The 26,177-nt window shown below is 60.9% G+C and carries 28 protein-coding genes and 1 pseudogene; 16 read left to right on the top strand and 13 right to left on the bottom strand.

Going from position 1 to position 26,177, the window contains the following annotated elements:
* The first annotated feature begins 228 nt into the window (after positions 1–228).
* Together RLEG4DRAFT_RS62970 and RLEG4DRAFT_RS62965 are read left to right on the top strand one after the other, a co-directional pair.
* Positions 229–1,227, top strand: a complete 999-nt coding sequence (locus tag RLEG4DRAFT_RS62970; RefSeq protein ID WP_003575816.1) for a LacI family DNA-binding transcriptional regulator — start codon at positions 229–231, stop codon at positions 1,225–1,227.
* A gap of 16 nt (positions 1,228–1,243) precedes the next feature.
* Complete coding sequence (locus RLEG4DRAFT_RS62965; RefSeq protein ID WP_003575818.1) at positions 1,244–1,912, top strand: aldolase; 669 nt, start codon at positions 1,244–1,246, stop codon at positions 1,910–1,912.
* Between the two features lie 24 nt (positions 1,913–1,936).
* Here RLEG4DRAFT_RS62965 and RLEG4DRAFT_RS62960 read toward each other — a convergent pair whose 3' ends face one another.
* Positions 1,937–2,980 (bottom strand): tartrate dehydrogenase, encoded by a 1,044-nt coding sequence (locus RLEG4DRAFT_RS62960; RefSeq protein WP_003575820.1) that lies wholly within the window; start codon positions 2,978–2,980, stop codon positions 1,937–1,939.
* Between RLEG4DRAFT_RS62960 and RLEG4DRAFT_RS62955 the strand changes: the two genes are divergently transcribed.
* Positions 2,979–3,293, top strand: a complete 315-nt coding sequence (locus tag RLEG4DRAFT_RS62955) for a hypothetical protein (protein WP_037093263.1) — start codon at positions 2,979–2,981, stop codon at positions 3,291–3,293. The two genes, RLEG4DRAFT_RS62960 and RLEG4DRAFT_RS62955, sit on opposite strands and share 2 nt — an antisense overlap.
* A 25-nt stretch (positions 3,294–3,318) precedes the next feature.
* Here the strand turns inward: RLEG4DRAFT_RS62955 and RLEG4DRAFT_RS62950 are convergent, their stop codons facing one another.
* A complete protein-coding gene (locus tag RLEG4DRAFT_RS62950) occupies positions 3,319–3,519 on the bottom strand; it encodes a hypothetical protein (RefSeq protein WP_003575821.1) in 201 nt (66 codons plus the stop codon).
* 237 nt (positions 3,520–3,756) lie between these two features.
* Here RLEG4DRAFT_RS62950 and RLEG4DRAFT_RS62945 point away from each other — a divergent pair, with 237 nt between their 5' ends.
* Complete coding sequence (locus RLEG4DRAFT_RS62945) at positions 3,757–3,978, top strand: hypothetical protein (RefSeq protein ID WP_003575823.1); 222 nt, start codon at positions 3,757–3,759, stop codon at positions 3,976–3,978.
* A 17-nt stretch (positions 3,979–3,995) separates the two neighbouring features.
* Here RLEG4DRAFT_RS62945 and RLEG4DRAFT_RS62940 read toward each other — a convergent pair whose 3' ends face one another.
* Positions 3,996–4,307, bottom strand: a complete 312-nt coding sequence (locus tag RLEG4DRAFT_RS62940) for a hypothetical protein (protein WP_003575825.1) — start codon at positions 4,305–4,307, stop codon at positions 3,996–3,998.
* 255 nt (positions 4,308–4,562) lie between these two features.
* Between RLEG4DRAFT_RS62940 and RLEG4DRAFT_RS62935 the strand changes: the two genes are divergently transcribed.
* Genes RLEG4DRAFT_RS62935 through RLEG4DRAFT_RS62925 form a run of 3 tightly spaced genes read left to right on the top strand, consistent with a single transcriptional unit; the run spans position 4,563 to position 6,959 of the window.
* Complete coding sequence (locus RLEG4DRAFT_RS62935) at positions 4,563–5,468, top strand: LysR substrate-binding domain-containing protein (RefSeq protein ID WP_003575827.1); 906 nt, start codon at positions 4,563–4,565, stop codon at positions 5,466–5,468.
* Between the two features lie 55 nt (positions 5,469–5,523).
* Positions 5,524–6,654: an HPP family protein gene (locus tag RLEG4DRAFT_RS62930; RefSeq protein ID WP_003575829.1), complete on the top strand. Its 1,131-nt coding sequence runs from the start codon at positions 5,524–5,526 to the stop codon at positions 6,652–6,654.
* A gap of 41 nt (positions 6,655–6,695) precedes the next feature.
* The gene (locus RLEG4DRAFT_RS62925; RefSeq protein ID WP_003575831.1) at positions 6,696–6,959 is read left to right on the top strand and encodes a DUF6522 family protein; all 264 of its coding nucleotides are present in this window, start codon (positions 6,696–6,698) and stop codon (positions 6,957–6,959) included.
* Positions 6,960–7,048: 89 nt separating this feature from the next.
* Here the strand turns inward: RLEG4DRAFT_RS62925 and ydiJ are convergent, their stop codons facing one another.
* Positions 7,049–10,093: a D-2-hydroxyglutarate dehydrogenase YdiJ gene (gene ydiJ, locus RLEG4DRAFT_RS62920; protein WP_003575833.1), complete on the bottom strand. Its 3,045-nt coding sequence runs from the start codon at positions 10,091–10,093 to the stop codon at positions 7,049–7,051.
* 363 nt (positions 10,094–10,456) lie between these two features.
* On the opposite strand from ydiJ, the gene RLEG4DRAFT_RS62915 reads away from it, so the two are divergent.
* From RLEG4DRAFT_RS62915 to RLEG4DRAFT_RS62900, 4 genes are all read left to right on the top strand, one after another.
* Positions 10,457–10,747 (top strand): hypothetical protein, encoded by a 291-nt coding sequence (locus RLEG4DRAFT_RS62915; protein ID WP_003575835.1) that lies wholly within the window; start codon positions 10,457–10,459, stop codon positions 10,745–10,747.
* A 144-nt stretch (positions 10,748–10,891) separates the two neighbouring features.
* Positions 10,892–11,242 (top strand): hypothetical protein, encoded by a 351-nt coding sequence (locus RLEG4DRAFT_RS62910; RefSeq protein WP_003575837.1) that lies wholly within the window; start codon positions 10,892–10,894, stop codon positions 11,240–11,242.
* Positions 11,243–11,273: 31 nt separating this feature from the next.
* Complete coding sequence (locus RLEG4DRAFT_RS62905; RefSeq protein ID WP_003575839.1) at positions 11,274–11,600, top strand: DUF2934 domain-containing protein; 327 nt, start codon at positions 11,274–11,276, stop codon at positions 11,598–11,600.
* Positions 11,601–11,604: 4 nt separating this feature from the next.
* Complete coding sequence (locus tag RLEG4DRAFT_RS62900; RefSeq protein ID WP_003575840.1) at positions 11,605–12,024, top strand: HD domain-containing protein; 420 nt, start codon at positions 11,605–11,607, stop codon at positions 12,022–12,024.
* Positions 12,025–12,087: 63 nt separating this feature from the next.
* Here RLEG4DRAFT_RS62900 and RLEG4DRAFT_RS62895 read toward each other — a convergent pair whose 3' ends face one another.
* Complete coding sequence (locus RLEG4DRAFT_RS62895; protein ID WP_003575842.1) at positions 12,088–12,357, bottom strand: antibiotic biosynthesis monooxygenase; 270 nt, start codon at positions 12,355–12,357, stop codon at positions 12,088–12,090.
* Between the two features lie 44 nt (positions 12,358–12,401).
* Complete coding sequence (locus RLEG4DRAFT_RS62890; RefSeq protein WP_003575844.1) at positions 12,402–12,665, bottom strand: hypothetical protein; 264 nt, start codon at positions 12,663–12,665, stop codon at positions 12,402–12,404.
* Between the two features lie 290 nt (positions 12,666–12,955).
* On the opposite strand from RLEG4DRAFT_RS62890, the pseudogene RLEG4DRAFT_RS62885 reads away from it, so the two are divergent.
* Positions 12,956–13,036, top strand: a pseudogene (locus tag RLEG4DRAFT_RS62885) (HIT family protein); the annotation flags it as partial.
* A 7-nt stretch (positions 13,037–13,043) separates the two neighbouring features.
* On the opposite strand, the gene RLEG4DRAFT_RS62880 reads toward RLEG4DRAFT_RS62885, so the two are convergent.
* From RLEG4DRAFT_RS62880 to RLEG4DRAFT_RS62850, 7 genes are all read right to left on the bottom strand, one after another.
* Positions 13,044–14,888: a DUF2264 domain-containing protein gene (locus tag RLEG4DRAFT_RS62880; protein ID WP_037093441.1), complete on the bottom strand. Its 1,845-nt coding sequence runs from the start codon at positions 14,886–14,888 to the stop codon at positions 13,044–13,046.
* A gap of 76 nt (positions 14,889–14,964) precedes the next feature.
* Entirely contained in the window at positions 14,965–16,239 is a 1,275-nt protein-coding gene (locus tag RLEG4DRAFT_RS62875; protein ID WP_003575849.1) for an ABC transporter substrate-binding protein, read from the bottom strand.
* A 29-nt stretch (positions 16,240–16,268) separates the two neighbouring features.
* Positions 16,269–16,982, bottom strand: a complete 714-nt coding sequence (locus RLEG4DRAFT_RS62870; protein WP_003575851.1) for a YesL family protein — start codon at positions 16,980–16,982, stop codon at positions 16,269–16,271.
* An 18-nt stretch (positions 16,983–17,000) separates the two neighbouring features.
* Entirely contained in the window at positions 17,001–18,110 is a 1,110-nt protein-coding gene (locus RLEG4DRAFT_RS62865) for an ABC transporter ATP-binding protein (protein ID WP_003575852.1), read from the bottom strand.
* Positions 18,111–18,125: 15 nt separating this feature from the next.
* Complete coding sequence (locus RLEG4DRAFT_RS62860) at positions 18,126–19,298, bottom strand: glycoside hydrolase family 88 protein (RefSeq protein WP_003575854.1); 1,173 nt, start codon at positions 19,296–19,298, stop codon at positions 18,126–18,128.
* Between the two features lie 3 nt (positions 19,299–19,301).
* Positions 19,302–20,138, bottom strand: coding sequence for a carbohydrate ABC transporter permease (locus tag RLEG4DRAFT_RS62855; protein WP_003575857.1), 837 nt, complete (start codon positions 20,136–20,138; stop codon positions 19,302–19,304).
* Entirely contained in the window at positions 20,135–21,115 is a 981-nt protein-coding gene (locus RLEG4DRAFT_RS62850) for a carbohydrate ABC transporter permease (protein WP_245277931.1), read from the bottom strand. Before RLEG4DRAFT_RS62850 ends, RLEG4DRAFT_RS62855 begins: the two co-directional genes overlap by 4 nt.
* Positions 21,116–21,339: 224 nt before the next feature.
* Here RLEG4DRAFT_RS62850 and RLEG4DRAFT_RS62845 point away from each other — a divergent pair, with 224 nt between their 5' ends.
* From RLEG4DRAFT_RS62845 to RLEG4DRAFT_RS62830, 4 genes are read left to right on the top strand one after another with little or no spacing between them, the layout of a single operon-like run.
* Positions 21,340–23,133, top strand: coding sequence for a heparinase II/III domain-containing protein (locus RLEG4DRAFT_RS62845; protein WP_003575861.1), 1,794 nt, complete (start codon positions 21,340–21,342; stop codon positions 23,131–23,133).
* Positions 23,134–23,144: 11 nt separating this feature from the next.
* A complete protein-coding gene (locus tag RLEG4DRAFT_RS62840) occupies positions 23,145–24,017 on the top strand; it encodes a hypothetical protein (protein WP_003575863.1) in 873 nt (290 codons plus the stop codon).
* 39 nt (positions 24,018–24,056) lie between these two features.
* Entirely contained in the window at positions 24,057–24,725 is a 669-nt protein-coding gene (locus tag RLEG4DRAFT_RS62835; RefSeq protein ID WP_003575865.1) for a response regulator, read from the top strand.
* The gene (locus RLEG4DRAFT_RS62830; protein WP_003575867.1) at positions 24,715–26,121 is read left to right on the top strand and encodes a sensor histidine kinase; all 1,407 of its coding nucleotides are present in this window, start codon (positions 24,715–24,717) and stop codon (positions 26,119–26,121) included. The genes RLEG4DRAFT_RS62835 and RLEG4DRAFT_RS62830 overlap by 11 nt, the downstream gene beginning before the upstream one ends.
* The last annotated feature ends 56 nt before the right edge of the window (positions 26,122–26,177 follow it).

The raw sequence follows: 26,177 nt of genomic DNA, 5'->3' as shown, positions 1-26,177 counted from the left end.
TGTGCTCCGTCTTGCGAGGAAAGGTCCGCACCGCTGCGAGGGGGCCATACCCGCTTTGTGGCAGCGCTGCCATATTCTTTAATCTATTTTGGCAGCGCTGCCAATGGCAAGTTGGTAGCGCTGCCAAAAAAACATTGCTTCTTGGTCAGAGCAGTGAAAATAGTGGCAGCAGGTAGGCGAACGGACAGAACGAGCAGCCACTTGAAAGCTGGATTTTCCAACGTGACCATGGAACTCAAACAGCAGGTGACGGTAACGCTTGCCGAGGTCGCGGAAGCGGCCGGCGTCGGCGAGAGCACGGTATCGCGCGTGCTGCGCAATCACGGCTCGTTTTCCGGCAAGACGCGGGAGCGAGTGATGGCTGCCGTCGAGCGATTGGGCTATGTGCCGAACCGGATCGCGGGAACGCTGGCCTCCACCGGGTCGCGTCTCGTTGCCTTCGTCATTCCGTCGCTCTCCAACATCGTCTTCCCCGATGTGCTGCGCGGAGCCAGCGCCGTTCTGGAGGAAAACCGCTACCAGGCGGTGTTCTCCGTCACCGATTATGATCCGGGCAAGGAGGAAGTGCTCGCCGCCGCGATGCTCGCCTGGCGGCCGGCGGCGGTCATGCTGGCCGGATACGAACATACGGACGGGACAGTGAAGATGCTGCGCGCCAGCGGGTGCCGGGTCGTGGAACTGCTTGATCTGGACGGAGATGCGCTCGATATCGCGGTCGGCTTCTCGAACCGGGCGGCCGGGCGGGAGAGCGCCGCCTTCCTGCTCAAGCGGGGCTATCGCCGCATCGGCTATGTCGGCCACGATCTCAACCGTGATACCCGCGCCGGCAAGCGGTTTTCAAGCTTTTGCGAAACGCTGGAAGTTGGTGGCGCGCCCCTCGTGGCCCGTGAAATTCTCGCCGGCGCGTCGTCCGTGGAAAACGGCAGGCTGGGGCTGGAGCGGCTACTTGCCCGGACGCCGGATCTCGATGCGGTTTATTTCTCCAACGACGATATGGCGCTGGGCGGCTATTTCCACTGTCTGGCTGAGGGGATCGCTATCCCCTCGAAGCTCGCTATTTTCGGCTATAATGGCCTCGATATCGGCCGGGCAATGCCGCAGCCCTTGTCAACCATCCGAACGCCGCGCGTGGCGACCGGGCAAATCGCCGCGCAGATGGTCGTCGCCAACGCGCCGCCCCAGGCCGTCGATCTCGGTTTCGAGCTCATCGAAGGCGCAACCGCGTAATTTTGGAGGAAATGTCATGTCCGACGCGCGCCAGCGTGAAGAAATCTGCCGATACGGCCGCTCGCTGTTCGAGCGCGGGCTGACGCCCGGTTCGTCGGGCAACATATCGTTACGGCTCGATGATGGCGGCTGGCTGGTGACGCCGACCAATGCCTCGCTCGGGTTTCTCGATCCGGCGCAGATCTCCAGGCTCGATGCCGAAGGTCGGCTGTTGTCCGGCGACAAGCCGACCAAGGAAATTCCGCTGCATACCGCCCTCTACGACACACGCGGCAGCGCCCGCGCCATCGTCCATCTTCATTCCACTCACGCGGTGGCGCTGACCATGCTGCCGGAGATCGATCCCCGCGCTGCCCTGCCTCCGATGACGCCCTATTATCTCATGCGCGCCGGCGAAACCGCACTGGTGCCGTATTATCGTCCCGGCGACCCGGCGGTGGCCGACGCCATCCGCGGGCTGGCAGGCAAGTATTCATCGGTGCTTCTGGCCAACCACGGACCTGTTGTCGCCGGCGACACCCTGGAGGCGGCGGTCTTTGCCACCGAGGAGCTGGAGGAAACGGCAAAACTCTATCTGCTGCTGCGCAACCTCAATCCCCGTTACCTCAGCCCGGGACAGGTGGCCGATCTCGTCAACACGTTCGGCCTCGACCTTCCATCGCATCACCATCACGACGATGATTGAAACTGTCGCTTGGCGGTCCAGGCTTTAGTCGAGCGCCGAAAGCACTGACGAGGTGATCGCGTCTGTCTTGTCCTTGCCAGGAATTGAGCCGATGCCGCGTGCCGTCGTTGCCTCGATTGCGGCCATCACCTTTCCGGCGGCAGCCGGTTCCCCCAGGTGCTCCAGCATCATTGCGCCCGACCAGATGGCGGCGATCGGGTTGGCAATGCCGAGATGGGCGATATCCGGCGCCGAGCCGTGGACGGGCTCGAACATGGACGGCGCCGAGCGATCAGGATTGATATTGGCGGAGGCCGCAAAGCCGAGCCCGCCCTGGATGGCGGCGCCGAGATCGGTCAGGATGTCGCCGAACAGGTTGGAGGCGACGACCACGTCGAGGCTCTCCGGCGCCATGACCATCCGGGCAGCCATGGCGTCGATATGGTAGCTGGTCACCTCGACATCGGGGTATTCCGTGGAAAGCTGCTGGGTGATCTCGTCCCAGAACACCATCGAGTATTTCTGCGCGTTCGACTTCGTCACCGAGGCAAGCTTGCCGCGCCGCGCCCGTGCTTGTTCGAAGCCGAAACGCAGGATGCGCTCGACCCCCTTGCGGGTGAAGATCGAGGTCTCGACAGCCACCTCGCTGTCGGTTCCCTGGTGGATGCGGCCGCCGGCGCCGGAATATTCGCCCTCGGTATTTTCACGAATGCAGAGGATGTCGAAATTCTCCGACCGCAGCGGTCCTTGCACACCCGGCAGCAGCCGGTGCGGGCGGATATTGGCATATTGCACGAAAGCCTTGCGGATCGGCAGCAGAAGTCCATGCAGAGACACGGAATCGGGCACTTTCCGAGGCCATCCGACGGCGCCGAGCAGAATGGCATCGAAGGAGCGCAGCGTTTCGATGCCATTGTCGGGCATCATGCTGCCGTTCTCCAGATAGTAGTCGCAGGACCAGGGATAGCTTGTTGTCGCCAGCGAAAATCCGTTTCGCGCACCCGCCTTTTCGAGCACGGACTTGGCTGCCTCAGTTACATCGCGGCCGATGCCGTCTCCCGGCAGAAGGGCAATCTTGTAGGTCTTCATGGCAGGTCCTCTCAACGCTGATCAGCACATTCTTGCACCGCGGGTTGGCCGGATAGGCTTCGCAGTCGGGATCCGTGCTGATACCGGGCTGCGTGTTGCGCCGTACGGCCATGACTGTAGAGGGCCGGTCAGGCTTTATTTGCCGAAAGCGGTCGGGATTTGGTCGATTGTTGTGTTCGCGCCGGCATCACCAGTGAATTCTATCGAACGATCCGTTGTCGGCAGGGCGCATTGCTACCTGGCGAAAGAAATGCGCAGGCAGGCGAAGTTTGAATTCGGCGAGGAAGGGCGCGGGATCGACGGAATCGATTGAGCGGGATCTTCGCATCGCTGCGGGGTCAAGCGCCGGGATAGATGGGCGTGGAGACCAGAGCCTGTGCGCGTTCGGATTCGGGCCGGAACGAGCGGTATTGCCAGAAGCCGTCGGAGGATTTCCGCCGGTATACGGTCTCGAGCCAAAACACGGTGTCATCGATCGGCAAGACCGGATGCCAGGCATACCATTCGGACCAGATCTTGCCTGCCTGTCTGCTCTCCATGGCCATCGCTCATTGGATGAGTTTCCGCATTGGAGAATAACAATGAAATATCATTCTTCAATAGAGATTGTTTTTCCCGCGTGGCGTGAAAATTTTCTTGGGTAATATCGTGGAGCGTTTGGGGCTTGCAAGCGGTTTAGGGGCGTTGTGTCGGCCGCTAAAAGTCCTTGCTGGCATCTATTGAAATTATATCGTAATACGATATATTTCGGTGTCGACTATTGAGGAGTGAGCTTCATGTCAAGCCGATTGTATCCCGCATTGCACCGCCCTGCGCCTTATCCCGCTGATGAGGCGTTTGAAAATCTCAGGCAGAGGGTTCATGCCTTGCTTGATAGTGGAGAAGCAGGCCGCTGGGAGCTTTTGCGGGCGGAGTGGCTGTATGATGTGGCGCTGCTCACGAATGATTTTCGGCTCTGGATGCAGCACCTCGACAGAGGCTTCGGAACGGCCAAATAGCTTGCGTTCGATAGGGCTCAGTTGATCGAACGCACGCCGAGATAGGCCGCCAGGCTGATGGCGGACAAGGCGATCGTCAGTCTGGGTCTGGCATCATCGAACATGGTCGCCAGGAACAGGCCGAGCAGCAGGATGGCGGATTTCGCCCAGAGGTCCTGATCGGAGACGGTGAAGGCGAGCGTCGCCAGGAAGACGGCGCTTGCGACGATCGTCACGGGCGCAGACTTCTCGGCGAGATCGCCGCCCGGGAAATAGGGCAGAAGAAAGCGCCGCATGCTCAGGCCGGAAGCGATGCTGAGAAGAAGACAGGTCAAGACAATATGCAACATGGGGTCGGCGCCGATCGATCTGCAGATGGAATTGCACATGCAAACCCCGTGCCAGCTGCAAGCCTCGAAATGGCGCCCGGCAGATGGGATGTCCGGGCTTGTATGGCTATTTACGCGGCGTCTCGATCCTTTTTTCGGCAGCCGTTCACGGCTTCGCTTCAGCCGTACGATTATATCGTGATACGACTTGAGCTGCGACAATGATTTTTATATAGAGAATTATCTTCCCCGTTAATTCCGGAAACGAGATCTTTTTTGGACCTTTCGTCGATCGAAATATTTCTCGCTGTTGTCAGCGATCGCAGCGTGACCAAGGCTGCCAAGGCCGTCGGGCGGGTGCCGTCAAATGTGACGACACGCATCCAGCAGTTGGAGGAGGATCTCGGCGTTTCCCTCTTCAGCCGTGACGGCAAGAAGATGACGTTGACGCGGGAGGGTGAGACGTTCCTTGCCTACGCCAACCGGCTGATGGCGCTTGCGCTCGAAGCGCGCCAGGCCGTGCGACCTCTTGCTCCGTCGGGAACATTGCGCGTCGGCACGATGGAAAGCACGGCCGCCAGCAGGCTGCCGGCGGCGCTGACCCAATTCAACCGGATGTGGCCTGATGTGTCGCTTCAGCTGACGATGGGTGCATCCCGCGATCTCGCCTGCGCCGTCGTCAGCGATGCGCTGGATTGTGCGCTGGTTGCCCGTCCGCCCAAGGCGATGCGCGAGGAGGACGTCGGGTTCGATGCTGAGCTCAAGGCGCTGGAGATGGAGCCGGTCTTTGTCGAAGACCTGTTGATCGTGCTGCCCTCCGGGCATCCGGCGATCAAATCCGCCGCCGACCTCCGTGTCGGGGCGCTTGCCGCTTTGGAACCCGGCTGCACCTATCGCAGGATTGCCGAACACTGGGCGCGCAAATCGAGGGCCCTGCCGACGAGCGAGCATGGCTCCTACCATGCGATCCTGGCGAGCGTTGCGGCCGGCAACGCCGCCGGCATCATGCCGAGATCCGTTCTCGACCTCATGCCATGGCCGACATCCGTCCAGACCCACCAGCTCGGGCCTGTCGAGACGCTGCTGGTCTATCGCAAGAATGATCGCCCCAGCGCATTCAATGCATTCCACGAAGTCCTGAGCGCGACAAAAGGCAGAGATATCAGGCTGGCAACAAACTAGCTCTCAGATCTTCCTTCAGTCCGCCAGATAATCCTCGCTCAAAATTGGTCTTGTCATGCAGTATCCCGTTTCCCCGAAGGTGGGACCGAGCCGCTTCCGTCGCTTCCGTCTGTTTTCACCGATTTTGGCGGGTGCGACCTTACGCGAGCGGTTGATCGCATGTCTCGGCGCTTTGGTGGCCATCGGTCTTACCGGCGTCATCAGCGGTTATCTGTTCGGGCAGGGGCCGCATCTTCCCCTGATCGTCGCGCCGATGGGGGCATCCGCGGTGCTTCTTTTCGCGGTGCCGGCCAGCCCGCTTGCGCAACCGTGGTCGATCATCGGCGGCAATACGATTTCCGCCCTGATGGGTATCATTGCCGCCTATTTCATCCGCGATCCGATCATCGCGACCGGCGTCGGAGTGTCGCTTGCCATCGGCGCCATGTCTTTCACGCGCTGCCTGCATCCGCCGGGAGGCGCCGCAGCGCTGACCGCCGTGCTCGGCGGCCCTGTCGTCGCCGGCTGGGGTTTCCTCTTTCCCTTCGTGCCGGTCGCCCTGAACTCCTGCATTCTCGTCGGCCTCGGCCTGCTGTTCCATAAGCTTTCCCGGCGGAACTATCCGCATGTGGTTCCCAAACCCGCGGAGAACACCCATCAAACGATCGACCTGCCGTCTGCCGTGCGGGTGGGTTTCCGCGAGGAGGATGTCGATGCCGCCCTCGCAGCGCTCGACGAAACCTTCGACATCGATCGCGCCGATCTCGGCCGGCTGCTGCAGCAGGTCGAGCTGCAGGCGACGATCCGCTCTAACGGCAAGATCAGCTGTGCCGATATCATGTCGCGCGACGTGATCGCCGTCAGCGAAGCTGCAGAACCGGATGCCGCACGGCACCTGCTTTTGAAGCACAATATCCGCACGCTGCCGGTAAAGGACCCGGAGGGCCGTCTGATCGGCAGCGTCGGCTTGCGGGAATTGTCGATGAGCATTGATACGATTGCTGGCGCAATTTCAAAGCCAGCGGTGGCTAGGCCTTCGGACCCGGCCCTGTCGCTGCTGCCCGTTCTGACGGATGGGCGCACACATGCCGTCATTATTATCGATGACGACCACCGGATCCTCGGCCTGATCTCGCAGACCGATCTTCTGAGCGCAGTGGCGCGGCTGCTGCCGAATGAGAGCACCCCAATCTCGGCCGTGGCCTGAGCGGTGGTCGTGGGTCGTCACGCAGAGGGGAGAATGAGCCAATGTTGATCGAGCGCGATCCGAACGGGGATTTTATTCTGGACTCAGCCGAACTCGCGGAACGGTTCGGATTGTCGCTGGCCGATCTCCGTCGTCACATGCGACATGGCTCCCTCGTCAGCACCGTGGAAATCGGCACTGCTGAACACGAGGGCACCAAGCGGGTATCGCTTCGGCTCGGCAACAGGCTTTGGCGCGCGGTGCTGAACGATGCGAATGAGGTACAGCACGAACAGATGACCGTGCTTCGGGGGAAACCATCCTGACGGCGCCCGGGCTGACATCATCGTCATGAAAGTCTCGTCAGGCGCTGCTTGCTGAAGCCGTTCCGTTCCTCCGAGGCAAGAGCGCCCAGCTATTGCGAGATGTCGGAGCTTCCAGACATTATCCGGTCGATGATCTGAAGCGGATGCGGAATGCGTTTGCCGTCGATTTCCTTGACCTGCGAGCGGCAGGAATATCCGGTTGCCATCAGGATATCGGCTTCCCCGGCCGCATCAAGCTCGGGCTTCCAGCTCATCGCATAGAGGCGTTCGGAGATCGGCCGGTTGCGGGCCTCGTGGCCGAAAGTGCCGGCCATGCCGCAACAGCCGGTTTGCGCTGCCTGAAGATCGACGCCGAGGCTCTCGAACACTTTTTGCCACTGCGCGACGGAGGCAGGCGCGTTGGTGCGCTCGGTGCAATGGGCCATCAAGCGGTAGCTTTTGCCTTCAGCCGTTGAAGGCGAGGCGGCGAGCCGATCGAGGTTGGTGGTGAGCCATTCCTGAGGGAGGAGGACGGTCGCCTTCGATATGCCCTTATATTCGCTGCGAAAGGCGAGTGTCATCGACGGATCGAGCCCGACGAGCGCCACGCTTGTCGAATCCAGTCGCTCGAGATAGCGCGCTGTCCGCTTGGCCGCTGCCTCGAAGCGTCCGAGATAGCCATGAACATGCAGGGCTTTGCCATTGGTGTGGGATGCCGCAAGGAAGGGCGTGAGCCCGATTTTCCTGGCGAGCCCGATGGCGGCAAGCGCGACATCCGGGTCGAAATAGGCGGTAAAAGCGTCGGCGACTAAGACGACGCTGCGCTGCCGTTCACCCGGCGACAGGGCTTCGATTATTTGCGGCGTCGCAAGCGGCACGCCGAGGCGGGCGGCTTCCTTCGCGAGCGAGATTTGCGGCAGCCGCGGCAGGGAGGTCAGCCCGGCAATGCGCATCATCGCCCGGCCGGCCGGCGTGCCGACGACCAGGTTGTAGGCCGGCCGGATGCGCCGGACCAGCGGCAGGGTGATTTCGATCGCCGCGACCAGCGGATCCTTCAGCGGACGGAGGTAGCGTCCGTAGTAGAGTTCGAGGAATTTCGAGCGGAAGGCGGGCACGCTAACCTTCACCGGACATTGTCCCGCGCAGGCCTTGCAGGCCAGACACGTGTCCATCGCGGCGCGCACCTCGTGGGAAAAGTCGTCCCGGTTTGCTGGGTTGAGCGAGTTGAAGGCGCGCCGCGCGAGGCTTGCGAGCGGGACGCTTCGCCGCAGGCGCGTCGCCTCCTGGCGGGGATCGACGCCTTTCTCGGCAAGCAGCCTCAGCCATTCCCGCATCAGCGCGGCGCGGCCCTTGGGCGAAAAACGCCGATCGCGTGTCGCCTTGTAGGAGGGGCACATCGGGCTCGTTTCGTCGAAATCGAAACAGGCGCCGTTGCCGTTGCAATAGGCGGCGTTGTCGAAGGCGGAGCGGATCTCGTTGCCGATAATGCGGTCGGTCGCTCCCCGCAGCGGAACATCGTCGATCTTGGTCAGTGCCTCAGTGGCAGGGGTGGCAATCTTGCCCGGATTGAGCCGGTTTTCCGGATCGAAAGCCCGCTTGATCTCCTGCAGGCTGGGATAAAGATCGCCGAAAAATTCCGGCACATATTCTGAACGTACGCCCTTGCCATGCTCTCCCCAGAGCACGCCTCCATATTTGCGGGTAAGCGCCACGACGGCGTCACTGACCTCGCGAACCAGCCCGATATGGTCGTCGCGGGTGAGGTCGAGCGCCGGCCGCACATGCAGGACGCCGGCATCGACATGGCCGAACATGCCGTAGGAAAGGCCGGCATTATCGAGAAGCGCGCGGAATTCACTGATATAGGCTGCAAGGTTTTCCGGCGGCACGGCCGTATCCTCGACGAAGGCGACGGGCCTGACCGGCCCCTCCACATTTCCGAGCAGGCCGACCGCTCGCTTGCGCATCGACCAGATCGCCTCGACGTCCGCGTGGCCCCGGGCGATCGTGTAGCCGGCATGGCGTGGATTCGCACCCGTGTCGAGGGCGGTGGTCACATCCGCGAGTTTGCGTTCGAGTTCCTCTTCATCATCGGCGAGCACTTCGGCGATATTGATGCCGTTGGTCGTTCCAGCTGCATCGTCCGGAAAGAAGCGGGCAATGCCGGTCCAGACGATATCGGCTCTGGCAAGGCCGAGAACTTTCTCATCGACCGTTTCCACCGAGGCGACGTTCAACGCCACAAGGTTGCGGGCATCCTCCAGGGCGGTGTTGAAGTCGCCGTAGCGGATGTTGATCAGCGCCGCATAAGCGGGGATCGGCAGAAGGTTGACTTCGGCTTCGGCGATCATTGCAAGCGTTCCCTCCGAACCGCAGAGAACGGCGTTGAGGTCGAAGCGTCCGTCGCCGCGCCTTATATGGGCGAGGTCGTAGCCGGTCATGTAGCGGTTGAGCTTCGGGAAGACCTCGGCGATCCGCTGATGTTTTTCCCGGGCGATCCGATCGACCGTCCTGTGGATCTCGCCGATGCGATCCTCTCGAGCAGCGATCTCTTCGAGCGCCTCAGCGTCGAGCGAGCGCGACCAAAAGTCGGAGCCGTCCATAAGCACGATGCGCAATCCGAGCACGTGGTTGCTGGTCTTGCCGTAAAGGCAGGAACCCTGGCCGCAGGCGTCGGTGGAAATCATGCCGCCGATGGTGGCGCGATTGGAGGTCGAGAGTTCGGGCGCGAAAAAGAGACCGTAGGGCTTCAGCGCCCTGTTCAGCTGATCCTTGACGACACCCGCCTGGACGCGCGCGACCCGTCGGACGGGGTCGATCTCGAGGAGGGACGTCATATGCCGCGAACAGTCCACCACGACGCCGGATGTCAGGGATTGGCCGTTCGTGCCGGTGCCGCCGCCGCGGGGCGCCACGGTTAGATGACGAAATGCCGGTTCCGACAGCACGGCCGCCACGACCTGCAGGTCTTCAATGCCCCTCGGGAAGAGGATGCCGGCCGGCTCGACCTGGTAGATGGAGTTGTCGGTCGAAAACACGGTTCGGCTTGCCGCGCCGCTTTCGATGTCGCCGCCGAATCCTGCCTCGACGAGCCGCTGGAAGAAATCCGCGGGGGGAAGGGAGATTGAAGCGTTGGGCCGGAGGCGTGGAATCATTCCCCCAGGAATGTGCCGAAGATCACATCCTTGTCAATTCGCGGCACCCGCCGCTGTCGCGATGGACGGCGTAAGGAGCTCGAATTCCTGCTGAGTTGACGAAGGCCAGCGCGCGCCGGGGAGGAGCAGTCGCTCCTGCGACCTGACGACGTCTGAGCCTTCCGATCCGGCGTGCGGGCGTGTCGATCGCGCGGCGAGCGATGTCGACACTGAGGCGTCACAGTCTCGCCCCTCCAGGGAACCGAAGATCGGCTCCCGCGTTCGAAATAAAGACGACGGGATGAACTCGGTAACCACCTTACGTCTTCAACCCCAAGTTTTTGGCCCCAAGTCTTTTGGCCCACGTCTTTTGGAGTGCGCGACATGGAAGAGATGACCAGTATAATCAAAGATCTTAGCATTGAGGAACGCGAGGAAATCTTCGTCGATATCGCTCGAACGCTGGAAGACACGGCACGTGAGGCCCTTGTCGAAGGCGATATGCATTTTGCAGAACTTTCCAACAACTTGGCGGAAGCGCTTCGTTTCAACGCCGACGAACTCGCCCGTGACGATCTTGAGAATGCCGAGCGGGTGTTGCTGCAGGCAACGGCGATGGTCTCGCAGTTCGAAGCCGTGCACCCCTATCGGATGATGAGTATGGCCGTTCATTGATGGCTGGGATCGCCGGCCAGTGCTCGGCTCGATCCTCGCCTAAAGCGGTGCTCCGCTCAAATCATTGCGACAGGTTGGAACTCTCGCTATCGGCGAGGGTTATCGGATAGCAACATCTTTTGCATGAATGAAGGGAGGACCGGTATGACGTCCAAATCCACTGTGCCCGATAGCGGCACTGACGACGCACGCTCCGCCGACACGCAGCAGACCGAGAAGGATCGTCTAAGGACATTTGAGAATGCCCGCCGCAACGTCAGCGCGGTCATCGGCGACGGCAGCGACACCGAAACCCCAAGCCTGAAGCTTGCGAAGGAATATCTCAGCCTCGGCGGCCGCCGCCGGTCCAAAATTGACGACAACATTACCAGTGTCCGCCAATGGGAAGAGGATCCGCCGGAAGCCGAACGGTTCTGGAAGGAACGGGTGGAGACGCTTTCAAAGGATAAGCGTAAACTGGTGGAGGATTTTCTTCCAACCATCAATACGCCCTGACCGGCTCATTCAAATCTGCTTGGAGGTGATCATGGCTATAGACAAGCACGAGCAGATCCGTCGCCGTGCCTACGAAATCTGGGAGGCTGAGGGCCGTCCGGATGGCGCGGACCAGCGCCATTGGCTGCAAGCCTGCGATGAACTGGCAGGCGAGGATGAGCACGAGACGCTGCAGGACCTGCTCGATGAAGACGACAGGGATGATGCGGCACTGCTTCAAGCCGCCGGCGAGAGCGATGATCTCGATCGGCGACCGGCAGAAAGTCTTCGCCAGGGCGCGAAGGCTGTGCCTGATATCGAGATAACGACAGGCGAAAAACCGTCCCAGCGGAAGATCAGGACGACCGAAGGGCCGTAATCTTATGCAGCATCTTGACCACGCCATCCAGATCGCTCTGGACGCACATGAAGGGCAGGCTGATCAGACCGACCGGCCGTACTTCGAGCACTGCCAGCGGGTCGCACTTCTCGTTTCCGGCGACGAGACACGAACGGTGGCATACCTTCATGACGTTGCCGAGAAGGGAAACGGGTGGACGCTCGACAGGCTGAGGGAGGAAGGCTTTCCTCCGGCGATTATCTCCGCGGTGGATGCTTTGACACGGCGGACCGACGAGGCCGACGACGACTTTGTCAGACGTGCGGCATCAAACCCGCTGGCCCTACCGGTCAAACAGGCCGACCTCGAAGATAATCTCCGTCAGGCCGAACAAGCCGGCAAGAACACGGAAAAATACCAGCGCGGCCTGGATCTCCTGCGCGACATCGGCAACGGCCGCTAGCACCTCGTTGGCTGGTAATGGCGACCGGCGCGTCGAACGCACCACCGGGGGCGTTGGCCTATTTCATGTTTTATTGGCAAACCAGACGGTCGGAGTGCCGAGCACGCCTCCCTTGCTCATTGCCGCCTTCAGCTCTTCCAGCTTGCTGAAGGCTTGAGCCGCTTCCAGCGTGGCAAATTCGTGTGTAACAGTAATGTCGTTCGGATTGTCGGTAGCCCGGTAGACGGCTTCCGCCGTAACTCCATTGGCCTTTTGCACTTGATGAAACGCATCATATATCTTGCGCCAGCTGGTATAGTCGGAGACCTCGTGCCTCACGAATAACGTCGTCATGTTATCCTCCCGCGTTGCATTTCCGAGTCTGGTCGAAATGTGTATTACGATTGAACCAGGAACCTCATGGTCTCGGGCAAGACGCCGTCAGTCGCCATGGCATCAGCCGCGGCCTTGGTCTGCATGAAGGCCATCAACTTTTCCATGTCTGCCACGTCCATGACCAAACCAACACGGTTGGACGTTTGAGGGTCTGTAAAGGTGCGAATATTCGTGACGCCAACGGGCTCCAATACCTGCTTGCGAACAGGTGAGGCGAGCCAGTGTTTCGGGTCTTTGACATCGTGACAGATCATTATGGTCGGCATTGCATTCTCCTCCTCTCATGATCTTCAAATGAAAGCGGAGTATATCACCATGTTCAGCTGGATCTCAGTCAATAATATTGGCATTGAATGAGTTATGATGGTCTGCGTTCGGAAGAAATAAATATAGTTATTTTAAGTAATCCAAAAATATTATGATGTTCTGCCGGTTTGGCCGCTCTTCATTTTCCGGCCATGGCCTTTGAGGGTCGAATTGACCTCTCGATATCGGTTGATGCATCGATCTTACAATCGGATGCGCGCGCCGCGCATGAGATGGCAGAGGTTCTGGAATGATCGAGCGCCGACCATTTGATCTGAAGGCCTATATGCACCGCATTGAAACAAGGCCGTGCTTTATCTGCGGCTTGGTCAGCTCCATCAGAGAGCAAAGGCTGGCACACGCACGCCTCTGTCACGGAAATGCCGCTCGACCTGCTGAAGCTCCGGGCAAGCCGGCGGATTGGCGAGCGCCTCTGGCCAGTTCTCGCGGCTGGGCAGAGCCATCGCCGCGGTGACGAGCACCGTGGTTCCTGGGCCGATTTCGCCGCGCAGCTGCGGCAGCAGGGTCTTGGCGTGGATGAGGTTGACGTTCGGGATCGGGCTCATCGCATGGCCGGTTCTCGGATTGGGCGATAAGTCGATGATCGCGCTGACATCCGCCTGTCCGTACCAGACGGCCCGGCCCTCGCCCTGTTCGGATCGATCGGCATTGAAATCGGCGCGTGCGATCGCAAAGCCGCCCTCGATGGTGCTGAGGGCGCGCGGCGTGGCGATGCGGTGGATGCGGATGTGCCAGGGATTGGCGGGAAGCAGCCAGGTTTCGATGACGACATCGTTCCAGGGGCGCCAGCGCGAATAGAGCTGGTCGCCTGCTATCAGCGCCTCTTCGAGGATTTCGCGCATGCGGAAGTGGCTGCCGTCGTCGGAGAGGCCGAGCATGCCGTCGAAGCTTGCGGCGGTAAAATTCCGGTCGTCGGCTTCGATGTTGAAGGCGTAGCGGGTGGAGTAGACGAATTTCGAATATTTCTCGTTGGCGCCGCGCATCTTGTCGTGCTGCTGGCCGGAGGAGAGCACGACGACATTTCCCGGTGTGTGCATGGCGACCATACCCGCCGGTTTCAAGGCAACCGGCTCCGGGAATTCCGGCTGCGGCGCTTCCTCCGCGGCCCAGAAGGGATGATCCTCTGAAAGAGCGAGCGGCAGGAAGAATTTCAGCGCCCAATAGGGCGATCCGGGCGAATTGTAGCTCTCGCTCATCAAGAGGTTCGGATAGCAGTAGCCGATGGAGAGAATGCCGTCGCGCTCGGCAATCGGCATCGGCGACCACCAGCGGATATGACGCATGTAATAGCCCTTGATCTCAGGCCAGGGCAGCGCCTCGACGCCGGCAAAGGCAAGCGCGCCCCAAAAGCCGCCGGCCGCAAAGCGGTAGGTCTGGCTGCGGCCGAAGGCAAGGGCAGCGCCATCGGGACCGAACCAATGGCGGATATCCCTGGCGAAGATCCGGGCGCGGTTGCGGAAGCGGTCCTTGCGTGCCTCATCGCCGTGCGCCAGCACGGTATGGATCAGGCCGTAGAAATGCATGGCGAAGGGAATGTAATGGTCGACCCGCCGCACCGGCCCATCGCGATACCAGCCTTCGCCGAGATCGAAAGCTTCCAACTCATCGAGATAGGCGAGGGTTTTCCTGTGGTCGAACGCCACACCCACGCGCTCCAGCCCGAGATCGATAAGGACGCGGAAGAATTTCCAGTTGTTGTCGATAAATTCCAGGTCCCGCGCCGCGACAAGATAGGTGGCGACCGTCTTCCTGTCGCTATCGCTCAAAGGCTCCCAGATGTGTTCAGGCACCAGCGCCAGCGCGAAGCCGACGGCGGCAAGCTCGACGAGCCGCTGGTTGCGGTCGGCGAGATCGCCCCAATATTCGGGATGAGTGGGATTGGTGCCATTTGCGAGCCCGCGCCGGTAGAGATCCCAATGCGGGAAATGGCCCCCGCCGGCGGCAAGCGGAACGATGCCCCAGAGCGGTCGCGCAAATCCCTCCAGGTCCGCAGCCGCCCTGTCGAAGATCGCGCCGGTGGCACCAAGGCGCACGCGGGCGCCGCCTTCGGAAAAATATGGCAGCAGTGGCTCGAAGAGGTCGATGACAGCCTTGGCGAGGTCGTCGCGTGTCTTCAGGGGATTGCCGAAAAGCGGATTGGCCCTTGCGGGATCATAGATCATCGTCAGCTCGAAATTTCTCAAAACAGATTGGCCGCGGGCCAGATGCTGGTCCGCGGCCACCGGCATCTTGTGAGGCTTACTTGATGGCATTCACGCCTTCGGTCATTTCCTTCAATCCGTCGTCGATTGAGGTGTTGTCGGTCATCATCGCGTCATGGACGCGGTTGAGCACGACCTCGATCTTGGCGGCGTTCGGATTGACCGCCATTTCCAGATAGGCCTTCGACGGTGTCAGCGCCTCCTTGCTGGCCGCGTCTGCAGGGAAGCCGGGTGTTGCCGCGATCTTTGCGCTGACATCAGCCGTCTTGAGCGCCGGGAAGGTGCCGGTCGATGCGATGACGGCAGCGCCCTCCGGACCGGTGACGAACTTGATGAAGTCGAGGGCAGCATCTTTGTGCTCGGAATTGGCGTTGACGGCGAGGCCCGAGATCTGCGCAGCCGTCGTGCCGGCTGCAACGCCGTCCGGATGCGGGAATTTCACGATGCCCCAGTTCTTGCTCTTCGATTCACCCGATTTCACCTTGGCGATCTGAGTGCCGACGAACCAGGTGCCCATCGGCAGCATCCCGATCGTGCCATTGAAGAACAGCGCCGAATAATGCGTGTTCGACGTTTTCAGGAAGGCATAGGAGGGAATGGCGCCATCCTTCTGCAGGGTGAGCGCCCGCTCGTACCAAGGCTTGAGGAAGGCATAGTCGCCATCGACGAGCGTGTGTTTTCCATCGAGGATGCCGGGCAGCTGGACGGTCGACCGCCAGGTATGCAGCAGCGCGCCATAGGTCTTGTTGGTACCCATGCCGCCCGTGAGCTTCTCGGCGGTTGCGTCGAATTGCGCCCAGGTCATGTCATTGGTGGGGTAGGGGACGCCTGATTTATCGAAGATGTCCTTGTTGTAATAGACGATCCAGAAGTCGGAGCGGAACGGCAGGGAATAGATCTTGCCGTCGATGGTCAGTTCCTCGATCAGGCCGCCATAGGGCGCCGGGTCGATCTTCTGATCCTTCACAAAGCCGCTCAGATCGGCGATATTGCCGGCGCGCACCAGATTGGTATAGCCCGGCACGTCCTTGACGGTGACGATGTCGATGTCTTTCGAGCCGCCGGTCAGCTGTGTCGAAATCATCTGCTGATAGTCCTGCGAGCCGAGGTCCATCGGCTCGAACTTCACGTTCGGATGCTTGGCCTGATAGGCCTCGATCAGCGGCTTGTAATAGGCTGTTTTGTCCCAGTCCCACAAAGCCCATTTGAGCGTCACGGCGTCTTGGGCAAGTGCTGCGCCGGCCGTCGTTGCTGCCAGCGTGAAACCCGCCACGGCAAGTTTCACCGTCCTCCCGAATTTATCCAGATACATTCCTGTTCTCCTTCCCTGGATCAGTTATTTTATGAAGCGCTTCGTGCATGCGGTTTACGGTGCGGCGGCAGGTCCAGAACCATGACCGCTGCCCGATGGACGCCGAATGCGACGGCGAACATTCCGAGTGAAAAATTGAAGGTTGCCGGCATGAACGCCGACACCGGATAGAAGAGAATGTGCGCCAGCCACAGCCCGGCGTTGAAGGCAAGTGCAGCAAGCGCCGGGAGCGGGCGGGCAAGCGATGCGAGCGCAGCCAGGCGGAGGAGCCGCAGTGCCGGCAGGTCGCGCATCATCATTAGAACGACGAGGTGGCAGGCGAGCACGGCGACGAAAGCGGTGGCGACAAGGGCGATCGTCAGTGGTGCGGCGAACATCAAATTGTCCCGCGCGCCGGCGGCATAGGTCAGGATCGCCTGGATACAGATGGCGAGCGCTCCCGCCAGCGCCAGGCCCCAAGCAGTGGCGCGCCAGAAATAGCGGAGAAAGCCTTCCGTGAAATCGCGCAGCAGATAGGTGTTGCGATCTTCCACCAATTCCACGGAGACGCGGGCCATGGCGACGAGTGCTGCCGGCAACGTCACGACGAAGAGCGAAGCCAGGATGAACAGGATGTTGAGCTTGACCATCTCCCACCATTCGCGGACGAGGATCTCGGTAAACAGGGCAAGGCCGGTCTTTGCAGGCGCATCCTTTGCGATGCCCGGCCCCTCCTTCGTCCACATGTCCCGCAACCACTGCATGGTCGTTTCCCCAGGCGCTCAGTATAGAATCGAGCGTTCCGTTTCCTTGTCGAACAACTGCGCATTGCTCATGTCGGCGGTGAGCGTCGCTTCCTCGCCGATATCGGGCCGGAAGCGCGGCGACACACGGGCGATGAGATTGCGCCCGCCGGCCACCATGTTCAGATGCACTTCCGAGCCCATCGGTTCGGCAAGCTCTACCACCGCCTTCAGCGGCGCCAGGTTCTCGGGTGGGATGTCGGCCGGCGGCAGTTCGTGGAAATTCTCCGGACGGATGCCGAGCACCAGTTCGCGCCCCTCATAGGGTGCGATCCTGCTCTTGTCGAAATGATCGGGCAGCGGCAGCTCCCGGCCGTCGAAGACGGCGACGTAGCCGTCGCCGCGGCGGTGAATGGTCGATGGCAGCATGTTCATCTGCGGCGCGCCGATGAAGCCGGCGACGAACATGTTGACGGGGCGGTCGTAGAGGTTCTGCGGCGTATCGACCTGCTGGATGTGGCCGTCCTTCATGACGACGATCCGGTCCGCCATGGTCATGGCCTCCACCTGGTCATGGGTGACGTAGATGAAGGTGGCGTTGAGGCGCTTATGCAGCTTGGTGATTTCGCTGCGCATCGTGCCGCGCAGCTTGGCATCGAGATTGGAAAGCGGCTCGTCGAGAAGGAAGACGGCCGGATTGCGAACCATGGCACGGCCGAGCGCGACGCGCTGGCGCTGGCCGCCCGAAAGCGCCTTCGGCTTGCGGTTCAAGAGATGGGTGATGTCGAGGATCTTGGCAGCATCCTGCACCTGGGCATCGATGAAGTCACGCGACACCTTTCTGAGCTGCAGGCCGAAGGCCATGTTCTTGTAGACGGTCATATGCGGATAGAGCGCATAGTTCTGGAAGACCATGGCGATATCCCGATCCTTGGAGGGGACATCGTTCATGACATCGCCGCCGATCTTGAGCTCGCCGCCGGAGATTTCCTCGAGACCGGCAATCATCCTGAGCGTCGTCGATTTTCCGCAGCCGGAGGGGCCGACCAGGATGATGAATTCCTTATCGGCGATCTCAAGGTCGATATCGTGGACGACGGTGAGCGCGCCGTAGGATTTGTTCAGCTCTTTAAGCGAAATGCTGGCCATCGGGTTCTCCTGAGGTCACCAATAGGAAGACCAGCGACGCGAAAGGCGCGTCAAAGCTTCCATGTAATAATAGTCTCCCCAGGAGACGCATTCATCGACGCCCTCGCCGCGGCAGGTGTTGAACGGCGATTTCTTCGAATAGGTGGCATGCAGCACCAGACCGTTGGAAACAGTGGGATCCTTGACCGCATAGTGGTCGGCCAGGCTCTTGATCATGCGGCGCGCCAGCGTGCGGTAACGCTCAGCTTGTTCGACTTCGACGAGTTCGGCCATTTCAAGCAGGCCGCAGGCGGTGATCGACGCCGACGAACTGTCGCGCGGCTCGCCGTCGCCGTCGGAAAAGACCAGATCCCAATAGGGCACCATGTCGGCCGGCAGCCGGTTGAGATAGAAGGCAAGCAGCCGCTCGAAGGTCTGGCGATATTCCTCGATCCGCTCGTAACGATAGGAGAGCGCCATGCCGGAGATTGCCCAGGCCTGTCCACGCGCCCAGGCGCTGTCGTCCCTGTAGCCCTGTTTGGTGGCGCCGCGCACCGGAGCGCCGGTCACCGGGTCCATGTAGAAGGTGTGATAGGTGGAATCATCCGGCCGCACCGAGTTGGCAAGCGTCGTGCGGGCGTGGATAAGCGCGATTTCACGGTATTTCGGATCGCCGGTCTCACGGCTTGCCCAGTAGAGCAGCGGCAGGTTCAGCAGGCAATCGATGATGTAGCGGTATTCTTCCGCCTTGCCCTTGCGGCCCCAGGCCTGGATGAACTGGCCGATCGGCTGGAAACGCTCGATCAACTGGTCGGCGGCCAGGATAGCGGCTCTGCGGCCATCCTCGTCGCCAACGAGCTTCCAGGCGGCGATGCAGGAGGGCGAATAGAGAAACCCCATATCGTGATGATCGGTTTCGATGCGATTGACGATCCGATGCAGGAACGATTGCACCTGGATCTGTGCCGCCTCCCGGAAAGCCGCGTCGCCGCTGTGTTCGAATGCGAGCCACAGCTCGCCCGGCCAGAAGCCCGCGGTCCACTGGTCGTTCGCCACGGGGGGATAGAAATTCTTGACGCTCGAATGGTTTTGCGAGGCATGGGTGAACTCAGGCAGATTGCGCCTGACCTGCTCGACGGCAATATCGAGCGCGGTGTTCACTTCCTCGTCGGTAATCGGCTGGGGGGCAACGGAGGAAACGGCGTTCATGGCTTAACCCTTCAATCCGGTCGAGGCGATGCCCTCGACGAAGAAGCGCTGCAGAACAAGGAAGACGATGAGGACCGGAATGAGCGCGACGACGGAAGCCGCCATGATCAGCCCGTATTCGGCCGAATATTGCGAGATGAACATGCGCAGGCCGATCTGCACGGTCTTCAGCTCGGTCTTGGTGAGATAGATCATCGGCCCGAGAAAATCGTTCCAGGTGGTGACGAAGGTGAAGATCGTCAGTGTCGAGAGCGCGGGCTTCGACAGCGGCAGCATGATGCGCGCCCAGATCTGATACTCGTTCATGCCGTCGATGCGGGCCGCCTCGCAAAGCTCGGTCGGGATCGACATGTAGAACTGCCGCATCAGGAAGACGCCGAAGGCGGTGAAGGCCTGCAGGCAGATCAGTGCCAGATGCGTGTTGTTCAGGCCGAATTCGCGCATCAGCAGGAACTGCGGCACCATATAAACCTGCCAGGGCATGGCGATGGTGGCGATATAGCCGAGGAACAGCGTATTTTTGTAAGGGAAATTCAGCTTCGCGAAGGCGTAGGCGGCAAAGCTGGAGGTCAGAAGCTGCAGCAGCGTGACGATGATCGTCAGTTTCGACGTATTGTAGATGAAGAGGGCGAGCGGGATCTTCGTCCAGATATCCACGTAGTTCTGCCATTGCGGCTCGGCCGGTATCCACTCGATCGGAAAGGCGAAGACGTCGCGGCTGAGCTTCAGCGATGCCGAGAGCATCCAGGCGAATGGCATCAGCATGATGAGCGTGACGGCGATGACGATGGCATAAATCGCGATCGTCCCGGTCGTCACTTTGCGTCCGGCGATCCTCATGCCTCGTCCTCCCTCTGGCGGCGGAACTGGAAGACCGTGACGGCGAGCACGAGGAAGAACAGCACCAGCGAAACCATGCTGGAATAGCCGAGATCCCAGGAAATGAAGGCCTCGTTATAGATGTGATAGACGAGGACCAGCGTCGAAGTGCCGGGGCCGCCCTGGGTGATCATGAAGATCTGATCGAACACCTTGAAGGATTGGATCGTCAGCATGACGGTCACGAAGAAGGTCGTCGGCCCGAGCTGCGGCACGGTGACATGGATGAATTTCTGCCAGGAATTGGCGCCGTCGAGATCGGCCGCCTCATAGAGTTCCGCATTGATCCCCTGCAGGCCGGCCAGATAGATGACCATGTAATAACCCATGTTCTTCCAGATGCCGAAGAGGATCACCGTGACCATCGCCCAGTGGCGATCGGCCGCCCATCCCGGCATGTTTTTGGGGTCGAGACCGAACGTGTAGAGGATCATGTTCACCGGTCCCATCTCGGGATTGAAGATCATGTTCCAGACGACGGCGACGGCCACCAGCGAGGCGACATAGGGAAAGAACATCGCCGTGCGGAAGAAATTCCGTCCCAGGATCTTCTGGTTGAGAAGAACGGCGAGGCCGAGTGCGCAAAGCAGCGTCGCCGGCACCGAGGCGACCGTATAGATGACCGTGTTCCAGAACGCCGCGATGAAGGCCTTGTCGTCGAAGAGCCGCCAGAAATTGTCGAGGCCAGCGAATGTGATCGCATTCGAGCCGTCCCAATGCATGAAGGCAAGTGCGAAGGCGAACAGGATCGGGCCGAGCGTGAAGACCGCGAAACCGAGGAAATTCGGCGCGATGAACGAATAGGCGACAAGCGCATTGCGGATCTTGCGCTGGCGCTTGGACAGGACGGTGATCTTCCGGCGTGAAACTGCCGGAGCGCTATCCCTAGCGATGACCGAATTCGATATGGACACCGATGCTTCCTCCTGGGCGGGCATTCTGCGGCTGGCGGCCGTCGGGATTCTCTAGCTTAAACCCAGAGCCGTTTGGGCGGGTGGGCGCCGCCTGTTCTACCTCCTGCCAACGGACATAGCACATCTCCGTTATTGGTCAAACAAGTTCTGAATAGATCATACAAATTTTATGGCGAACGCCAGAAACATATGATAGGTGAGCATCAGGTCGATGCGCCGTCGAGGCATTTTCCAATGCGGGGAGGGACATGTTCAGCGAGATTTCAGGGGAGTTGCCGGACGTCCTCAGCGATTTCACGCCGGGATCTACCTACTTCGATCGCGAGAGATGGAATGCGGTGCCGCAGGCGGTGCGGGATGTGGTCGTGCGCGATGCCGAAGCCACTTTTGCGCGCGCCTGGCCTCTCATCACCGCCGCCGATTACCGGGAGTACACGCAGACCGGCAACCGCTCGCGCTTCGAGGCGCTATATTTCACGCGCCGGCGGATGCTCAATGATCTGGTGTTGGGCGAACTCGTCGAAGCGGCTGGGCGGTTCCTGCCTGGGATTGTCGACGGCATCTTCCTGATTGCCGAGGAGAGCGGCTGGCAGCTTCCTGCGCATAATGCCTACGGGCGCGGCGGCCCGCGTTTGCCGCTTCCCGATACTTCGCAGCCGGTTGTCGATCTCTTCGCCGCCGAAACGGCGGCCCTTCTGGCGACGATCGTCGCTCTCCTTGGCGACGCGGTCGACGGCATCAGCCCGGAGGTTGCGGCGCGTGTGAAACGCGAGATCGAAGCCCGCATCCTGACGCCCTATCTCGGCCGGCATTTCTGGTGGATGGGCAATGGTAAAGAGCGGATGAACAACTGGACGGCCTGGATAACCCAGAACATCCTGTTGACGGCCTTCTCGCTGAAGACGGATCAGCCGACGCGCCGCGCCGTCGTCGAAAAAGCGCTCGGCAGTCTCGATGCTTTCCTCAAGGATTATGCCGAAGACGGGGCCTGCGAGGAGGGCGTGGTCTATTATCGCCATGCCGCACTCTGCCTGAACGGCGCACTGACCGTACTCGATAGCGTGGCGCCCGGCCTGTTCGACGGGATCTGGCAGCAGCCGAAGATCCGCAATATGGCCGAATACATCGCCAACATGCATGTCGCCGGCCGCCATTATTTCAACTTTGCGGATTCCTCCGCGGTGGTCGAGCCTTGCAGCGCACGGGAATACCTGTTCGGCAAGGCTGTTGGTTCCGAGATGCTGGCGGCGTTCGCCGCAGCCGACCGGGCGACTGCCGAGACCCCGCATCTGCCCGGCGAATGGAACCTCTGGTACCGCGTGCAGGAGCTGCTGGCCGGTCATATGATCCCTGCCGCGGAACTGCGGCCGGCATCCGGGCGGGATATCTTTTATCCCGGCATCGGCCTGTTCATCGCCCGCGATGGGCAGTTTTCCCTCGCGGTCAAGGCCGGCAACAACGGCGAGGGCCACAATCACAACGATGTCGGCAGCGTCACGCTCTACAAGAACGGCCGTCCCTTCCTGATCGACGTCGGCGTCGAAACCTATACGGCCAAGACCTTTTCGCCGCGGCGCTACGAGATATGGACGATGCAATCGGCCTATCACAACCTACCCACCTTCGAAGGCGTCATGCAGTCCGCCGGCGAAGCCTACGGCGCACGCGATGTCGAAGTCGAATTTGGCGACAGCGAGGCGCGCATCTCTCTCGATATAGCGAGCGCCTATCCCCCGGAAGCGAACGTGCGCAGCTACAGGCGCGCTGTCTCCCTGCAACGGGGTCGCCATGTCGAGATCGTCGATACCCTCGACGGAGACAGACCGGCGGTTTTGTCGCTAATGACGTGCGTCGCGCCGACCATAACACCCGAGGGGATCGATCTCGCCGATCTCGGCAGCATCGTCGTCGATGGCGCCGGGAAAATCGAAATCGACGAGATCGAGGTAGATGACACTAGGCTGAGATCGGCCTGGCCCGAAAAACTCTTCCGTCTGCGCGTGCCGCTTGTCGGCAAGCGCCTTTCGTTGCGGATCGTCTGAGGAGAGCGAGCATGGAATTGACGCTGAAGATCGTGGATGCCGATGGGTTCTTGCTGGCGAACTCGACAGGGCAGGACGAGACGTTTCTGGTCTATCGACAGAGCTATAGCGAGGGTGACTGCGTCATCGTTGAGGCTTCCGAGCCGGGGCATGTCTTCCTCGCGCTGGACAACGCGGTCCATCCCGCCCTCGCCTACATGAGGGAAGGTGCCTACTCGCTTGCCGTGCCCTTCAGCGACAGGCGAAAGTCCTATTCGCCGAACGCCTTCAAGGGCGATATCCACCGGCTTTCAGCAAGATGTGCTCGGCCCGGGGAGATCGCTCAAAGGCGCAATCTCGCTCTGAACCCTTGGGACGATCATGCCAACCGCACGCTCTTTCCGCATGTGCGGGCCAATGTGGAAACCCGCGGCGAGGCGGCTTTCGCGGCGCGCAACGCCATCGATGGTGAAAAGGCCAACGACAATCACGGCTTCTGGCCCTATACGAGCTGGGGCATCAATCGCGATCCTCAAGCCGCGCTGACGGTGGAATTCGGCCGGCCGGTCCGGATCGATGAGATCGTCTTTTATCTCCGGGCGGATTTTCCGCATGATTCCTGGTGGGAAAAGGCAAGCGTCACCTTTTCGAATGGCAGGACCTCCGCTTTTCCGCTGGTGAAATCAGGCGCCGCCCAGAGCTTTTCGATAGAGCCATGTATCGTCGAGTGGGTAGAGCTGCACGGCCTGATCAAGGCGGAAGACAGCTCGCCCTTTCCGGCGCTGACGCAGATCGAAATCTGGGGGACGGAGGCGATGGCTACCGGAGGCCGAGACGTCGCAGCCATCGCCGTCGAAGCCGAGGCCGAGCGCGCTAGGCGGGTGCTCATCGGTCGCCCCCTGTGACGCTTCCGCCAGACCGTCAGCCCGTGCTAAGGGGGATGGATGAGACTGCTTGTGGTGGAGGACAACAAGGATCTGGCGGCCTGGCTGGGCAAAGCCCTGCGACAGGCGCAATATGCTATCGATATCGCCCATGACGGCGAGGACGCCGAGCATATGCTCAAGGTCGCCGAGTATTCGGCAATGATCCTCGACCTTGCGCTGCCCAAGCTTGACGGCTTGACGCTTTTGAAGCGGCTGAGGCAGTCCGGAAACAAGCTTCCGGTGATTATCCTGACCGCGAATGCAAGCCTGGACGGCCGTGTGGCCGGGCTCGACAGCGGCGCCGACGACTATCTCGCCAAGCCCTTCGAAATTGCCGAGCTCGAAGCGAGAATCCGCGCTGTGGTGCGACGCGGACAGGATCGTGCATCCTCAGAGATCACCGTCGGCAACCTGCGTTTTTCCGGCGGGACACGGCAGTTTTTCGTCGCGGACGAGCTGCTGCAGCTGACGCCGCGAGAATATGCTGTCCTTGAACAGCTCGTCATGAAGCTGGGTAACACGGTCTCGAAGGCCGCCCTTTCCGAAAGCGTGTTCGGTTTCGACGACGAGGCGGATCCGAGCGCCATCGAAATCTATGTCCACAGGCTGCGAAAGAAGCTCGAGAACAGTTCGGTTCAGATTGCGACGTTGCGCGGGCTCGGTTATCTCCTTAGACATGTCGAATAGCGTTGTCACAAAGGCCGGCGCGACAATCGCGCGGCTCAGCCGGAGCCTAAGAGTACAACTGCTCTGCTGGGTGCTGCTGACCCTGCTCGGCGCCATCGGCTTCAATCTTTACGACAGCTTCTGGACGGCGGATGCGACGGCAAAGCTGGTGACGGACCGAACGCTTCTGGCTTCGGCCCGCGTCATCGCCGAGGCAGTCCGCGTCGACGAGGGCGGCAATGTTCAGTTGGACGTGCCGCCGGCTGCGCTGGAGATGTTCGATACAGGCTTCGGCGACCGGGTTTCCTACCAGGTGATCACCGCCTGGGGCAGTCTGGTGAGCGGCTTTCCCGACTTGCCCTTGCCGACCGTCCAGCGCGCAGGGGAGGACCGCGTATTCCATGGCGCCGCCGTGCGCGTCCTGATGCTCGACCATCCCGTCGTCGGCCTTCCTGACGACGGCACTATCTCGGTGACAGTCGCCGTGACCCATAACAGCCAGTACGCCATGCGAAGGCAGCTGTGGCTTTCGGATTTTTCGAAGCAGTTCATGCTTGTCTTCGTCGCAAGCCTGGTGACCATCCTCGGGCTTCAACGCGGCCTGGCGCCGGCTCTCAGACTGCGGGACGCCGTGCGCCAGCGCGGCCGCAACCGTCTCGATCCGCTGCCGCCCGAGATGGTGCAGAGCGAATTGCAGCCGCTCGTTCATGCGCTCAACGATTACATGGAGCGTGTCCAGAACCAGATGGCCGCGCAGCGACGGTTCGTATCGAATGCCGCCCATCAGCTTCGAACGCCGCTCGCGCTGATTTCGACGCAGGCAAGCGTGGCGGCCCGCGAAGGTGATGCGGTTCGCCGCGACGAGGCGCTTTCCGCCCTTCGAACCAGCACGCGGCAGATTTCGCGTCTCGCCAGCCAGCTCCTGACCTTGTCGCGGGCCGAACCCGGAAGCCGGCGTCCTCGCAGCGATGCGACCGACCTCAGCAAGGCTGCCCGCGAGATTTTGGAAGCGCATGCCGAGGAGGCGCTGAGGCGCAATATCGATCTCGGGCTGGAAGTGTCCCGACCCGTTTTTGTCGAGGGCGACGGAACGATGCTGCGCGAGATGCTGGTCAACCTCATAGACAACGCCATCCGCTATACCCGCGCCGATGGCCGGGTGACCGTCGCAGTCGGGCAGGCCGACGGCAGGGCCGTCATCACCGTCGAGGATAACGGGCCGGGTATTCCCGAAGGGGAGCGCGAACAGGTTTTCGAACGGTTCTACCGGATCATGGGAACCGAAGCCGAGGGAAGCGGCTTGGGTCTTGCGATCGTTCGGGAGGTCGCGGAAGGCGCCGGAGGTTCGGTCTCGCTTGAAGATGCGAACGGCGGCGGTCTCGTGGTTACCGTGTGGCTTCCGCTTGCCCATGCCTGACGTGCAATGAGATGAAGAAGGCCGGACGTCGCGCCCGGCCTTCGCTTCGATCTGCC

The sequence above is a fragment of the Rhizobium leguminosarum bv. trifolii WSM2297 genome, from assembly GCF_000271845.1.
Note: the sequence above shows the minus strand (reverse complement) of the source record. Positions and strands in the feature narration are given on the sequence as shown.

Excerpts from the sequence above, each read along its gene's own strand:
- RLEG4DRAFT_RS62860 (WP_003575854.1), bottom strand. The coding sequence starts at position 19,298 with ATGAACGCCGTTTCCTCCGTTGCCCCCCAGCCGATTACCGACGAGGAA.
- RLEG4DRAFT_RS62865 (WP_003575852.1), bottom strand. The coding sequence starts at position 18,110 with ATGGCCAGCATTTCGCTTAAAGAGCTGAACAAATCCTACGGCGCGCTC.
- RLEG4DRAFT_RS62845 (WP_003575861.1), top strand. The coding sequence starts at position 21,340 with ATGTTCAGCGAGATTTCAGGGGAGTTGCCGGACGTCCTCAGCGATTTC.
- RLEG4DRAFT_RS62910 (WP_003575837.1), top strand. The coding sequence starts at position 10,892 with ATGACGTCCAAATCCACTGTGCCCGATAGCGGCACTGACGACGCACGC.
- RLEG4DRAFT_RS62850 (WP_245277931.1), bottom strand. The coding sequence starts at position 21,115 with ATGCCCGCCCAGGAGGAAGCATCGGTGTCCATATCGAATTCGGTCATC.
- RLEG4DRAFT_RS62900 (WP_003575840.1), top strand. The coding sequence starts at position 11,605 with ATGCAGCATCTTGACCACGCCATCCAGATCGCTCTGGACGCACATGAA.
- RLEG4DRAFT_RS62855 (WP_003575857.1), bottom strand. The coding sequence starts at position 20,138 with ATGAGGATCGCCGGACGCAAAGTGACGACCGGGACGATCGCGATTTAT.
- RLEG4DRAFT_RS62895 (WP_003575842.1), bottom strand. The coding sequence starts at position 12,357 with ATGACGACGTTATTCGTGAGGCACGAGGTCTCCGACTATACCAGCTGG.
- RLEG4DRAFT_RS62960 (WP_003575820.1), bottom strand. The coding sequence starts at position 2,980 with ATGAAGACCTACAAGATTGCCCTTCTGCCGGGAGACGGCATCGGCCGC.
- RLEG4DRAFT_RS62930 (WP_003575829.1), top strand. The coding sequence starts at position 5,524 with ATGCAGTATCCCGTTTCCCCGAAGGTGGGACCGAGCCGCTTCCGTCGC.
- RLEG4DRAFT_RS62940 (WP_003575825.1), bottom strand. The coding sequence starts at position 4,307 with ATGTTGCATATTGTCTTGACCTGTCTTCTTCTCAGCATCGCTTCCGGC.
- RLEG4DRAFT_RS62925 (WP_003575831.1), top strand. The coding sequence starts at position 6,696 with ATGTTGATCGAGCGCGATCCGAACGGGGATTTTATTCTGGACTCAGCC.
- RLEG4DRAFT_RS62870 (WP_003575851.1), bottom strand. The coding sequence starts at position 16,982 with ATGCAGTGGTTGCGGGACATGTGGACGAAGGAGGGGCCGGGCATCGCA.
- RLEG4DRAFT_RS62915 (WP_003575835.1), top strand. The coding sequence starts at position 10,457 with ATGGAAGAGATGACCAGTATAATCAAAGATCTTAGCATTGAGGAACGC.
- RLEG4DRAFT_RS62835 (WP_003575865.1), top strand. The coding sequence starts at position 24,057 with ATGAGACTGCTTGTGGTGGAGGACAACAAGGATCTGGCGGCCTGGCTG.
- ydiJ (WP_003575833.1), bottom strand. The coding sequence starts at position 10,093 with ATGATTCCACGCCTCCGGCCCAACGCTTCAATCTCCCTTCCCCCCGCG.
- RLEG4DRAFT_RS62875 (WP_003575849.1), bottom strand. The coding sequence starts at position 16,239 with ATGTATCTGGATAAATTCGGGAGGACGGTGAAACTTGCCGTGGCGGGT.
- RLEG4DRAFT_RS62945 (WP_003575823.1), top strand. The coding sequence starts at position 3,757 with ATGTCAAGCCGATTGTATCCCGCATTGCACCGCCCTGCGCCTTATCCC.
- RLEG4DRAFT_RS62970 (WP_003575816.1), top strand. The coding sequence starts at position 229 with ATGGAACTCAAACAGCAGGTGACGGTAACGCTTGCCGAGGTCGCGGAA.
- RLEG4DRAFT_RS62965 (WP_003575818.1), top strand. The coding sequence starts at position 1,244 with ATGTCCGACGCGCGCCAGCGTGAAGAAATCTGCCGATACGGCCGCTCG.
- RLEG4DRAFT_RS62880 (WP_037093441.1), bottom strand. The coding sequence starts at position 14,888 with ATGATCTATGATCCCGCAAGGGCCAATCCGCTTTTCGGCAATCCCCTG.
- RLEG4DRAFT_RS62890 (WP_003575844.1), bottom strand. The coding sequence starts at position 12,665 with ATGCCGACCATAATGATCTGTCACGATGTCAAAGACCCGAAACACTGG.
- RLEG4DRAFT_RS62905 (WP_003575839.1), top strand. The coding sequence starts at position 11,274 with ATGGCTATAGACAAGCACGAGCAGATCCGTCGCCGTGCCTACGAAATC.
- RLEG4DRAFT_RS62950 (WP_003575821.1), bottom strand. The coding sequence starts at position 3,519 with ATGGAGAGCAGACAGGCAGGCAAGATCTGGTCCGAATGGTATGCCTGG.
- RLEG4DRAFT_RS62840 (WP_003575863.1), top strand. The coding sequence starts at position 23,145 with ATGGAATTGACGCTGAAGATCGTGGATGCCGATGGGTTCTTGCTGGCG.
- RLEG4DRAFT_RS62830 (WP_003575867.1), top strand. The coding sequence starts at position 24,715 with ATGTCGAATAGCGTTGTCACAAAGGCCGGCGCGACAATCGCGCGGCTC.
- RLEG4DRAFT_RS62955 (WP_037093263.1), top strand. The coding sequence starts at position 2,979 with ATGGCAGGTCCTCTCAACGCTGATCAGCACATTCTTGCACCGCGGGTT.